10 protein-coding genes, 1 tRNA gene and 1 other RNA gene are annotated in these 12,209 nt (G+C 69.9%); 10 read left to right on the forward strand and 2 right to left on the reverse strand.

Annotation, left to right across the window (positions count from 1 at the left end; translation table 11 throughout):
* The 6 genes from GX015_RS00520 to GX015_RS00545 all read left to right on the forward strand — a co-directional run.
* A partial coding sequence (locus GX015_RS00520) for a hypothetical protein (RefSeq protein ID WP_291341982.1) occupies nucleotides 1-244 on the forward strand: 244 nt, incomplete at its 5' end.
* Nucleotides 245-279: 35 nt separating this feature from the next.
* Nucleotides 280-498 (forward strand): heavy metal-associated domain-containing protein, encoded by a 219-nt coding sequence (locus GX015_RS00525; protein ID WP_046650096.1) that lies wholly within the window; start codon nucleotides 280-282, stop codon nucleotides 496-498.
* Nucleotides 495-641, forward strand: a complete 147-nt coding sequence (locus GX015_RS00530) for a hypothetical protein (RefSeq protein ID WP_156425059.1) — start codon at nucleotides 495-497, stop codon at nucleotides 639-641. Before GX015_RS00525 ends, GX015_RS00530 begins: the two co-directional genes overlap by 4 nt.
* Before the next feature lie 23 nt (nucleotides 642-664).
* Nucleotides 665-3,100: a heavy metal translocating P-type ATPase gene (locus GX015_RS00535; RefSeq protein ID WP_366926207.1), complete on the forward strand. Its 2,436-nt coding sequence runs from the start codon at nucleotides 665-667 to the stop codon at nucleotides 3,098-3,100.
* A gap of 54 nt (nucleotides 3,101-3,154) precedes the next feature.
* Nucleotides 3,155-3,496 (forward strand): metal-sensitive transcriptional regulator, encoded by a 342-nt coding sequence (locus tag GX015_RS00540; protein ID WP_291341993.1) that lies wholly within the window; start codon nucleotides 3,155-3,157, stop codon nucleotides 3,494-3,496.
* A gap of 83 nt (nucleotides 3,497-3,579) precedes the next feature.
* Nucleotides 3,580-3,667 (forward strand) — tRNA-Ser (locus tag GX015_RS00545).
* A 108-nt stretch (nucleotides 3,668-3,775) separates the two neighbouring features.
* Here the strand turns inward: GX015_RS00545 and GX015_RS00550 are convergent.
* Nucleotides 3,776-4,828, reverse strand: coding sequence for an arsenic resistance protein (locus tag GX015_RS00550; RefSeq protein ID WP_366926208.1), 1,053 nt, complete (start codon nucleotides 4,826-4,828; stop codon nucleotides 3,776-3,778).
* A gap of 196 nt (nucleotides 4,829-5,024) precedes the next feature.
* Nucleotides 5,025-5,966 (reverse strand): GDSL-type esterase/lipase family protein, encoded by a 942-nt coding sequence (locus GX015_RS00555; RefSeq protein WP_291341984.1) that lies wholly within the window; start codon nucleotides 5,964-5,966, stop codon nucleotides 5,025-5,027.
* 155 nt (nucleotides 5,967-6,121) lie between these two features.
* Between GX015_RS00555 and ffs the strand changes: the two genes are divergently transcribed.
* The 4 genes from ffs (at nucleotide 6,122) to GX015_RS00575 (ending at nucleotide 11,998) form a co-directional block, all read left to right on the forward strand.
* Nucleotides 6,122-6,218, forward strand: an RNA gene (gene ffs / locus GX015_RS00560) — signal recognition particle sRNA small type.
* Nucleotides 6,219-6,442: 224 nt separating this feature from the next.
* Nucleotides 6,443-7,717 (forward strand): aminotransferase class I/II-fold pyridoxal phosphate-dependent enzyme, encoded by a 1,275-nt coding sequence (locus tag GX015_RS00565; protein WP_291341986.1) that lies wholly within the window; start codon nucleotides 6,443-6,445, stop codon nucleotides 7,715-7,717.
* Between the two features lie 10 nt (nucleotides 7,718-7,727).
* On the forward strand, nucleotides 7,728-8,603 hold the full coding sequence (locus GX015_RS00570; protein WP_291341988.1) for a suppressor of fused domain protein: 876 nt from the start codon (nucleotides 7,728-7,730) through the stop codon (nucleotides 8,601-8,603).
* A 56-nt stretch (nucleotides 8,604-8,659) separates the two neighbouring features.
* Entirely contained in the window at nucleotides 8,660-11,998 is a 3,339-nt protein-coding gene (locus GX015_RS00575) for a DNA polymerase III subunit gamma and tau (protein WP_291341990.1), read from the forward strand.
* Nucleotides 11,999-12,209: the final 211 nt, after the last annotated feature.

Here is a 12,209-nt window from a genome sequence, read left to right on the forward strand (position 1 = left end):
AGTAATGCCGATTTCAGCCAAAGCAGAGGTAATGACATTCAAAAGTGCAGTTTACAAGCAAAAACCCGGGCTTTGCGACGGTGCCGGCACCCTCGTTGCGCGGTGGGAACGTCGTAAAGCGGCGCATACCCCGGGTGGGTATGTGGGTGATGCTAAAAAGGCCTTGCGTCATACCCCCTATGGGTATAACGTCGGCCATGTAAGCAACACGAGGGCCGTCGACTGGCGGCCATCGACCACATGACCGCGGATCCGCGGCCGACGACGAGGAGCATCACCATGAGCATCAAGACGAACTACACCGTCACCGGCATGACCTGCGGCCACTGCGAGGCGTCCGTCAAGGAGGAGGTCTCGGAGGTTCCCGGCGTCACCGCCGTCGAGGTCGATCGCGCGAACGACGCGATGACCGTGGTGTCCGACGAGTCCATCGACCAGGCCAAGGTCATCGCCGCGGTCGAGGAGGCCGGGTACGAGGCTCGCCCGGCGGGCGCGTGAACCCCGCCGTCCGGCTCGGCGCATATGCGCTGATCCTCGCCGTGGTGTTCGTCGCGGCGTACTTCCTCGCGGGGATCTTCGTCCCCGACGGGGTGGTGCAGGCGTGGATGGATTCCGCGTCGACGAACGTCCACGGGCACTGATTCACAGGAAAGAAGGAATGATCATGTCGACACCCGCCGACACCCGCGACCGGGCCACCGCCTCGTCCGGCGCTTCCGGGGAGAAGAACTCCTCCGCGCCGGCGCAGGGGTTCGCCGTCCCGGGTCTCGAGGTCGACCTCGACATCACGGGCATGACCTGCGCGTCGTGCGCCAACCGCATCGAGCGCAAGCTCAACAAGCTCGATGGCGTCACCGCGTCGGTCAACTACGCCACGGAACGCGCCCATGTCACGGCGCCGGATGGCTACGACCCGCAGCTGCTGCTCGACACCGTCGACGCCGCCGGTTACGGGGCCACGCTGCCGAAGCCGAAGGCGGAGGACGGTGCGGGCGCCGGGGCGTCGTCAAGCGAGGACGCGGACACGCCCGCCGACCGCGAGCTGGAGGCCCTGCGCAACCGGGTGATCGGCTCCGTGGCGCTGTCCGTGCCGGTCATCGCCATTTCCATGTTCCCGGCGCTGCAGTTCACCAACTGGCAGTGGCTGGTGCTCACGCTGACCGCGCCGGTGGTGGTGTGGGCCGGGTGGCCGTTCCACCGCGCGACGTGGAAGAACCTGCGGCACGGCGAGGCGACCATGGACACGCTGATCACCGTCGGCACCCTGGCGGCTTTCCTGTGGTCGCTCTACGCCCTGTTCCTGGGTACGGCGGGCACGCCGGGGCTCAAGCACGAGTTCACGTTGTCCGTCGCGCCGACCGACGGCGCCGCCAACATCTACCTCGAGGTCGCCGCGGGCGTGATCATGTTCGTGTTGGGCGGCCGGTACTTCGAGAAGCGGTCCAAGCGCCGCGCCGGCGACGCCCTGCGGGCCATGCTCGACCTGGGCGCCAAGGACGTGCGTCTGCTTTCCGACGGCACCGAGCAACTGATTCCGGCGTCGCAGCTGAAGGTCGGGGACCGTTTCGTGGTGCGGCCCGGCGAGAAGATCGCCACCGACGGCCTGGTGGTCGACGGCAAATCGGCGGTCGACGAATCGATGCTGACCGGCGAGTCCGTGCCGGTCGAGGTCGCGCCGGGCGACGAGGTCACCGGGGCGACGGTCAACGCGTCGGGCCGGCTGGTCATCGAAGCCACCCGCGTCGGATCCGACACGCAGCTGGCGCAGATGGCGAAGATGGTCGAGGACGCGCAGTCCGGCAAGGCCGAGGTCCAGCGCCTGGCGGACCGGATTTCCGGCGTGTTCGTGCCCATCGTCATCGCCATCGCCGTGGCGACGCTGGGCGGATGGCTCGGCGCGGGCTTCCCCGTGTCGGCGGCGTTCACTGCGGCGGTGGCCGTGCTGATCATCGCGTGCCCGTGTGCGCTGGGTCTGGCGACGCCGACGGCGCTGCTGGTGGGCACCGGCCGCGGCGCGCAGATGGGCGTGCTGCTCAAGGGCCCCGAGGTGCTGGAGTCCACGCGGCGCATCGACACCGTGGTGCTGGACAAGACCGGCACCGTCACCAGCGGCGACATGGCGCTGGCGGAGGTCTGGGCCGGCGAGGGCGTCGACCGGGACGAGCTGTTGCGCCGGGCCGGGGCCGTGGAATCGGCGTCGGAGCATCCCATCGCCCGCGCCATCGCGGACGGTGCGAAGGCGGACGTCGGTGAACTGCCGGCGGTCGGCGACTTCGTCAACCTCCCGGGCCAGGGCGTCCGGGCCAGCGTCGACGGCGTCGAGGTGACGGTCGGCCGCAATCTCGGCGAGCTGCCGGACGACCTCGCCGAGCGATTCGACGACGCCGTCAACGCGGGCCGCACCGCCGTGACGGTCGCCTGGGATGGCCGGGCGCGCGGCGTGCTGGTCGTCTCGGACCAGGTGAAGCCGACCTCGGCGGCGGCGATCGCCGAACTGCGGGCGCTCGGTTTGGAACCGGTGCTGCTGACGGGCGACAACGCGGTCGTCGCGAAGCATGTCGCGGATGAAGTGGGCATCGACGATGTCCGGGCCGAGGTCATGCCGGCCGACAAGGTCGACGTGGTCAAGGCGCTGCAGGCGGAGGGCCGGGTCGTGGCCATGGTCGGCGACGGCGTCAACGATGCCGCCGCGCTGGCGCAGGCCGACCTGGGTCTGGCCATGGGCACGGGCACCGACGCCGCCATCGAGGCCGCCGACATCACCCTGGTGCGCGGCGATCTGATGGCCGCCGTCGATGCCGTGCGCTTGGCCCGGCGGACGCTGGGCACCATCAAGGGCAACCTGTTCTGGGCGTTCGCCTACAACGTGGCGGCGATCCCGCTGGCCGCGCTGGGGCTGCTCAACCCGATGCTGGCGGGCGCGGCGATGGCGTTCTCGTCGGTGTTCGTGGTGTCCAACAGCCTCCGGTTGAAGGGCTTCCGCAGCAAGGCCACCGGCGTCAACGACTCCGCGGGCCGCGCCGACCATTCCGACGGTTCCGACAATTCCGACCGTTCCGACGGTCCCGACCGTTCCGACAATGCGAAGGCGGTGGCGTAAATGCGCAACGATCTCCAGGACCTCGACGGTGGCGATGTCCGCCACGAGCTGCCTTTGACCGAGGCCGGGGCGGAAACCAGCCCGGGCGGATGTGCCGACGGATCCTGCGGTTGCTCGCATCACGGCTACATCAGCGACAAGAAGCGCTACCTTGCGCGACTCAAGCGCATCGAGGGCCAGGTCCGCGGCGTGCAGCGGATGATCGACGACGAGAAGTACTGCATCGACATCCTCACCCAGATCTCGGCGCTGAATTCCGCGCTGAAGTCGGTGTCGCTGGCGCTGCTCGACGATCACCTCCGCCACTGCGTCGTTTCCGCCGCGCAGGACGGCGGCGACGAGCTCGACGTGAAACTCGAGGAAGCCTCCGACGCCATCCGCCGCCTGGCCAAGTAGCGCGCCGGGCGCAGGCGTCGAAGGTCCCGCCGGGATGACCAGGGATTTTGTGGAAACTGGACCCCTTGGGTAATCTTCGACGCGGAGGATTCGCCTAGCGGCCTATGGCGCTCGCCTGGAACGCGAGTTGGGAGCAATCCCTCAGGGGTTCAAATCCCCTATCCTCCGCCAAAGAGAACCCCCTGGTCTTCTGACCAGGGGGTTTTCGCATGCCCGTACCGCGATTTGGCCGCGCCTCAGCCGCGCTTGGCTCGGCCGATCCCCATTCGGCCGCCGTCGTTAGTCGGCGGTGGCGCGCTCGCCGATGAGCCTGGGCACCAGCTTCACCAGGATCACCATCGCCACCAGTTCCACCATCGTCTGCGTGACGACGGCCAGCGCGGCGATTTCCAGCCCTTCCGGAAGAGCCAGCGCCAACGGCAGCACCACCAGCGAATTGCGCGTCACCGCCGAAAAACCCACGGCCCGGGTGGCCGGGACGTCGAGGCGCGCCAGGCGGGCCGTGAGCACGCCGAACAGCAGGGCCAGCGGCACGAACACCGCGTAGATGGGCACCAGGCGGGCGAGCCGTCCGAACTCGGAACCGACTTCGGCGATCTGGGAAGCGATCACCAGCGCCAACGTCGCCATCAGCAAGGGCACCATCGCGGCCGCCATGACGCGCTCCACGCCGCGCGCCGCCCGCTGAGGGGCGGTTGCGGGGAGCGTCGGGGCGTCGTCAAGCGAATCCGCGCGACCACCGACCGCCTGCACGACCGCAGCCGCGGCGAGCGGCACCACGATCAGGAACGCGAACGCGGCGATGAACGGGCCGGGGTCGAGGAAGCCATCCAGCGCCTCGCCGGCGAAAAGGCGGCCCGGCCCGACGAACATGAGCAAATACACGGGCAGAAACACCATCTGCAGGGCCAGCAGCAGCGGCGTCGCCGCGAGCAAACGCGCACGGGCGCCGCCGGCCAGGCCCGTGAACGGGATGACGTAATCGATGCACGGCGCGAGAAGCACCAACAGCACGCCGATGAGCAGGCCCCGGTCATCGACCACGAACCGGGACAGCACGAAGACGATCCACGGGATGACGAAGAAATTGACGCCCACGATCGCCGCCCCGAAGCGGATGTCGCGGAACGCCAGTCCGATGCGGATCATCGGCACGGACAGGAACGTGGCGAACAGCAACAGCGCCAGGGTCGGGGTGACCCACCACGCCAGTACGGCGGGCAATCCGGCCCAGCCGGCGGCCTCGGCGCCGAAACCGACCGTCGCGCCGACCGCGATCGCCGCGAGATACAGCGCGACTTGGTGCTCATCCCACCACTTGGGAATTCCCACGGGGCGGGGGACACGAGTCGCACCCGATGCGAGGCCCGGAGCGCCCGGAGCGTCGGCAGCGCCGACGGGCTCTGGATCATGGCCGGGGACCGTCATGGCGCCTCCCTTCGACGTGGCGGGGCGATCCCCACCGAATCTAGTGAAGGACCGGCCCCGCCGTGGCCCCGCCGTGGCCCCGCCGTGGCCAAGCCGCGGGTCAGCGCAGCTGGTCGGCCATGATGCGGCCCATGGCGCGCGAACCCTCCAGCGTCGGGTGGAGCTTCATGTTGTGGTCGCTGGTGGTGTCGAAGATGCCGGAGACGTAGCGCTGCGAATCGGGCGCCGCGCAGGTGCCGTGGCCGCGGGTGAGCGCCTTCATGTCGATGAAGCGCAGGCCGTTGACGTCGGCGGCGGTGCGGATGCTGGACTGCAGGGCCATTTCGATGCCGCCGGCGCCCGGCACGGTGATCGGCGCGGGGACGTTCGGCGTGGTGTTGATGACGCAGAGGTTGTCGCCGTCGCCGAGTTCCGGGTAGCCCGCCATGACGATCTCGGCGTTGGGGGCGGCGTCGCGGATGCGGTCGCGGGCGTCGGTGATGGTCGCCTGGTAGCCGCTGGGCAGGCTGCCGGCGACGCCGAGGACGTGCGTGCCGGTGTCGACCCACTGCAGCACGTCGAGGCCGCCGTACATGAGCACGACCTTGCGGGTGGTCGGGCCGAGGTCGCCCTTGTTCGTGGCGTCGACGACGGTGTTGATCAGGTCGGTGCGCGGAACGCGGCCCAGGCCGTTGCACGAGTAGTCCGCCATGGACACGTCGAGGATCCCCGCCGCCACGCGCGACCAGTTCTCCGCGTCCTGAGGACATCCGCCGGCACCGGGCACCGGCACGCGCGAGCCGCTGGTCGGGCCGGTGCCGGCGATGATGTGGTTGGGCGGCAGCGTCGGGTTGGCGGTGAAGGAGTCGCCGAAGACGACGAGGTCCTTGCCGCTCGGCTGGGCCGCCACGGTCGGGGCAGTCGCGATCATGCCCGCCGCGCAGGCCGCTGCGGCGGTGAGGGCGATGACGGGGGCCTTCGCCGCCTTCACCGAATTCACGGAGTTGCGGAAGCGAGTGGCGAGGCGCGTGGTGCGCATGGGGCGCAAGAAACGGGAGTTCATAGCCTCTTAGTTTCTGCTCAGGCTCCGGCCCTGTCAATATGTCCGGCGGCCGCCGCCGGCGCCCCTGAAAATTACGCGATTGGCATTATGCGCAGGCTCTTCGTCCATGGTGCCCGCGGGGTTGGCGTCGGTCGCCCCGGCTGGGTTAAGGTGTGTTCCGGACCCCACGCGGCGTCCATCTCGTGAACTCCCCCAGGGCAGGAATGCAGCAAGGGTCAGCGGGCTCTGGCGGGTGCGTGGGGTCCCCTTATTTTTTCGGGGGTTTTGCTTGACGACGGCCCGTCCGGGGCGTCGATTTTCGCGTGCGGGGGAGGGGCCGTCGTGAAGCGGGCGGGAAAGGCCGGGCACGCGCGGACGCCGCTCTGCACCGTCACGGCGTTGTGCTCTATTCTTTGTGCTTGACAACTGCACCGATCCACGGTGGCCGTCATCCCGGGCGGCCCGATCGGCGCCGTCGATGACGAAGGAAGCCTGCCATGAAGCTGGATGCGTACGATTCCCACGAGCTGTCGCAGCTCAAGGATGATTTCGCGAAGGAGTACGCCGACCTGAAGGCCAAGGGCCTGAAGCTCGACCTCACCCGCGGCAAGCCGTCGGCGGAACAGCTGGACTTCGCCAATCCGCTGCTGGGCCTGCCGGCGCCGGATTACAAGACGGAGTCGGGCGAGGACACCCGCAATTACGGCAACCTGAAGGGCATCACGGGCATCCGCGAGCTGTGGGCCGGTCTGCTGGGCCTGCCGGTGGACAACGTCATCGCGGGCGACGCGTCGAGCCTGAACATCCAGTTCGACCTGATCAGCTGGGCGATGCAGTTCGGCACCGTCGATTCGGAGCGCCCGTGGAACGAGGAGCCGGTGCTCAAGTGGCTGTGCCCGGTGCCGGGCTACGACCGCCACTTCTCCATCTCGGAGCACTTCGGCTTCGAGATGATCCCCGTGCCGCTGAACGAGGACGGCCCGGACATGGACATGGTCGAGCGCCTGGTCGCGGCGGATCCGCAGATCAAGGGCATGTGGAACGTGCCGGTGTTCTCCAACCCGACGGGCGTCACGTACTCGGAGGAGGTGTGCCGTCGTCTGGTGGAAATGCCCACGGCCGCCCCGGATTTCCGCATCATCTGGGACAACGCCTACATGGTGCACACGTTGACCGACGAGTTCCCGGTGAACCACCCCGTCGTCGCGTGGGCCGAGGAGGCCGGCCACGGCAACCGCGTGTGGGAGTTCGCGTCGACGTCGAAGATCACGTTCGCGGGCGCGGGCGTGGCGTTCTTCGCGTCGTCGGAGGCCAACATCGCCGACTACGTGTCCCACGCGTCGATCCGCGGCATCGGCCCGAACAAGGTCAATCAGCTGGCGCACCTGAAGTTCTTCGGCGACGCCGATGGCGTGCGCGCGCAGATGCTGCGCCACAAGGAGTCGCTGGCCCCGAAGTTCGATCGGGTGCTGGAGCTGCTGGAGAAGCGCCTCGGCGAGTACGGCGTCGCCGAGTGGACGACCCCGAAAGGCGGCTACTTCATCTCGCTGGACGTCGTCGACGGCACGGCGCGCCGCGTGATCGAGCTGGCCAAGGAGGCCGGCATCGCGCTGACCGGTTCGGGTTCGTCGTTCCCGCTGAAGGATGACCCGAACGACCGCAACATCCGCCTGGCGCCGTCGCTGCCGCCGATCGAGGAGCTCGAGGCGGCGATGGACGGCGTGGCCACCTGCGTGCTGTTGGCCGCCGCCGAGCAGTTCTCGGCGCGCTAGCGGGAGATCCGTGGATTTACGTGAGACCGCTTTTTGGGCGCGCCGCCTGTTTCCGGGGGCGGTGCGCATCGCCGTGCGCCAGGCACGGTTGCCGGGTCGGCGCCGCGCGAAGTCGCGGCCGGGCATCCCGGTCAAGGTCGCCGAGTTTTCGCTTTACGACGTCCCGGCGGACGCCGAGGCCGTCCCCGACGTCGTCGAGGGCGCGGCCGCCGATGGCGTGATCGATGGTGGGGGCGTCGTTGGCGGTGGCGTCGTTGACGGAGGAGCCGGTGCCGGTGGTGCCGACTCCGATGGCGCTGATTCCGGTGGAGCGGCCGATGCTCCGCGCCGCGAGATCGCCGCGTTCACCGTGAATTTCGGGCGCGTGGATCTGTCGCTGCGCACTCCGGCGGGCGATGACGTCCGCGTCGAGATGTTCCTGGTCGCCTACCCCGATTCGGTGCCCGTCCCGGATTCCGCCGGCGACGACTCCGCGATGGCCCGCATCGTCGCGGGTGCCGCGGCGCTGGTCGCCGATGACCCGGAGGCCGCGCGGCCGACGCCGGGGTCGGTGATCCCGGACGCCGTCCGCGTGGGGCTCGGCGAGGGCTTCGACGAGTCGGACGTCACGACGCCGCACCTTCTTTGCGTCGTGCCGTACGTCTGGCCGGACGGGGTGCCGACCATCACCGAGGAGCCCGGCAAGATCTCCCTCCATGAGGACACCGGCGGTTTCCCCGACGCCGTGTCCGGCGGCTCCCGCCTGACCACGGTGACGCAGCTGGTGCCCGTCACCGACGACGAATACGCGCATGCCGACGCCCACGGCGTCGAGTCGCTGATGCAGATGCTGGCCGCCGCGGATGCGGACCTGCGGGACCTGGGACGCCGGTCCGTCGTCAAGTAGGAGCCGGATTCGAACGCGGCCCATCCGAGGTCCGGAGCGGCCGGTAGGCTGGGCGCGTGGCTCTGTACAGGAAGTATCGTCCAGCGACGTTTGCCGAGGTCGTGGGGCAGCGGCACGTGACCGACCCCCTGTCCGCGGCCCTGGAATCGCGTGGCGCGGACGGGACCCCGGACAGGATCAACCATGCGTACCTGTTCTCGGGTCCGCGCGGCTGCGGCAAGACGTCGTCGGCGCGCATTTTGGCGCGCAGCCTCAATTGCGTGGAGGGGCCGACGGCGACGCCGTGCGGGAAGTGCGATTCGTGCGTGGCGCTGGGCCCGGGCGGGCCGGGCAACCTTGACGTGGTGGAGCTGGATGCGGCGTCGCACAACAGCGTCGACGACATGCGCGATCTGCGCGACAAGGCGATGTACGCGCCGGCGGAGTCGAGGTACCGGATCTTCATCATCGATGAGGCGCACATGGTCACCAACCAGGGCTTCAATGCGCTGTTGAAGATCGTCGAAGAGCCGCCGGAGCACCTGATCTTCATTTTCGCGACGACGGAGCCGGAGAAGGTGCTGACCACCATCCGGTCCCGCACCCACCACTATCCGTTCCGCCTGCTGCCGCCGAATCTGATGCGCGGGCTGCTGGAGCGGATCGTCGGCGAGGAGCACGTGCACGTCAACGATGACGTGTATCCGCTGGTCGTGCGCGCGGGCGGTGGGTCGCCGCGCGATTCGCTGTCGGTGATGGACCAGTTGCTGGCGGGCGCGGGTCCGGAGGGCGTGTCGTACGAGTTGGCGGCGGGCCTGCTGGGCGTGACGGATCAGTCGTTGCTTGACGACGCCCTGGCGGCCCTCGCATCCGCCGATCGCGCGGCCCTGTTCGGGTGCGTGGATCGCGTGGTGCGGTCGGGCCAGGATCCGAAGAGGTTCGCGGAAGATTTGCTCGGCCGCGTGCGTGATCTGCTGGTCATCGCGGCGGTGCCGAATGCGATGGAGGAGGGGCTGGTCGACGCTCCCGAGGATCGCGTGGATGCGATGCGGGAGCAGGCGACGTCGGTGCCCACGGGGACGTTGACGCGGTTCGCCGACGTGCTGCAGCGGGGGTTGCCGGACATGTCCGGTGCGACGTCGCCGCGGCTGTTGCTCGAGGTGCTGTGCGCGCGGATGCTGCTGCCGGCCTCCGAGCAGTCGGTGGAGTCGCTGATCCAGCGCATCGAGGCGCTGGAGCGCGGTGGCGTCGGTGCGGGTGGCGGTGTTGCCGCTACTGGTGCTGGTGCTGGTGCTCAGCAGCAGGCGCAGCCGGGTCAGGCCGCGCCGCATGCCCAGTCGCAGCCGCAGCATGGCCAGAATCAGGCGCCGGCCCCGCAGCGATCCCAGCAGCAGGCCGCTCCCGCCGGCGGTGGCGGGGATGCCGGTGGATTCGGCGGCGCCGATGATTCCAACCTGTCGCCGCTGCAGCGCGCGCGGATGAAGATGCAGGGCCAGAATCCCCAGGCTGCTCAGCCTTCTCAGCCGCAGCAGCCGGTTCAGCAGCCCCAGCAGTCGCAGCAGGCGCCGCAGACTCCCGCGCCGACTCCCACTCAGCCGCCGGTTCAGCAGCAGCCTGAGCAGCCGGCACAGCCGGAACAGCAGGCGCAGCCCGAGCAAGAGCAGCCGGTTCAGCAGCCGCCGCAGCCCGAGCCGCAGCAGGCCGGTGCGCCGGAGACCCCCGACCAGGAGGAGCAGGCTCGCAAGGCTCGCGAAATGCGCGAGATTTCCCGCCGCATGCAGGAGCAGGCCCGCGAACATGAGCGCGCCGAACGTGCGCGCCTGGCCCAGGAGCGCGAGGCCGCGACCCGCGCCGCCGAGGGCGAGGCGGGTTCCGTCGCGCCGCAGCAGCCGGAGCAGCCGCAGGCCGCAGAACACGCGCCGACCGAACAGTCCGCACACGAGCAGTCTCAGCCCGCGCCGGTCGAGCAGACTTCTCAGCCCCAGCCGGAGCCCCAGGAGGGGCAGGGCGATGTGGGTGTGGGCGAGGCGTCGTCAAGCGATCACCTGAAGTCCCTGCGCGAAACGTGGTCGCAGGTCGTCGAGTACGCGGGCGAGGACAATATCCCCGTGCGCGTCATGGCGGCACAGGCCGTGCCCGTCGCGCTCGAGGGCGGCGTGCTGACCATCGGCCACCACACCGGCGCGCTGGCCAACCGCCTCAACGATCCCGCGAACGCCGCCGCGCTCGGCGCCGCCGTGCAGCGTGTGGAGGGCATCGAGGTGGAGGTGCGGTGCGTCGTCGGCACGTCGCCGCGCGGTGGAGGGGAGCGTTCGGGTGCCCGGGCGCGCCAGCATCAGGCGCCCGCCGCCGAGGGTTCGGAGGGTGCAAAACCCGCCGCAGAGTCCCGCCCCGCCCAGGGGGCCGAGGCCGCTTCGGAATCCGCGGGAAACGAATATGATCGGCGCCAGCCAACCGTTGGCGAATCCAACGAGGGGCATTCACCTGCGGGGATGACGGGCGGGCATTCGGCACCCGACGGCGAGGACTCCGTCGCGGAGATGTCCCCGGCCGAGGCCGAGCAGCGCGTCGACGACCGTGAACGGCAGCAGGAGCAGGCCCGCGAGCAGGCCGCCGAGACCGCGCAGCAGCCCGCGTCGCCGGAACCGCAGGCCGATGCGGGGCGTCCGGTTCCCGCTTACCGACGCATCCTCGAGGAACGCCGCCGCGCCCAAGAGGCCGCGCAGCGAAACGCCGGGGGCGACGGTGGACCGGGCGGACCGGCGGGCGGACAGCAAGGTGGCGGCCACGGTCAGCCCGGTGGTGGCAATGGTCGGCCCGGTAGCGCCGATGCTCAACCGGGCGCGCCCGGCGTTTCGGATGCTCTCGCCGCCGCTCGCAACGCCGCTCAAAGTCACGAGCAGCCGGCCGACGGCGCCAAGAAGAAGTACGTTCCGCCGCCGCCCGCGCCGGGATCGCAGGGCGTGGTGAAGCGCCGCGATGACATCCCGCTTCCGCCGGAGCCCTACGACGACGTTCCCCCGCCGCCCGAACCCGACTTCGGCGACTACCCCGACGACGGCGGATATGGCGCGCCGCCGAGCTTCGGCGGTGGTCAGGGTGGTCCCGGCAGCCAGCGCGGTCCCGGTGGGCGGCAGCAGAATCAGCAGCAGGGCGGTCAGTTCGGCGGCCGACAGAACCAGCAGGTGGGGCAGACCGCACCGCCGCCGGCGTCGGCATCGACTCCGGCATCTGCATCGACTCCGGCATCGGCGCCTTCCGCACCCGGCACGCCGGCGATCGGCGAGGACGGCCTCGACGACGAAGAACGCGAGCTCCTCGACGCCGCCCGCACCCCGGGGCAGTTGGACCATCGCGATCAGAAAGAAGTCGTGATGGAGCTGCTGGCCAAGGAGTTGGGGGCGAAACCGCTGTAGGTGGGGCGTCGGCAAGCAAACCCGCATTCGCCCTGCGCGAACGCGTTCGAAAATGCCCCGCGCCTGCCCGGGGGAATCCGGGGACGCCGCTACAATCGGCGGCGACGTGGGCGCACGACGCCCGCCCGGGCACCGCGGCCGAACCGCAGTGCCGACGATCAAGTGCCCGACCTGCAACGCCCGGCCACACGCGGCCGGCGCCAACCCGAAA

The sequence above is a fragment of the Corynebacterium sp. genome, from assembly GCF_012837295.1.
In the GTDB taxonomy this organism is placed as follows: domain Bacteria; phylum Actinomycetota; class Actinomycetes; order Mycobacteriales; family Mycobacteriaceae; genus Corynebacterium.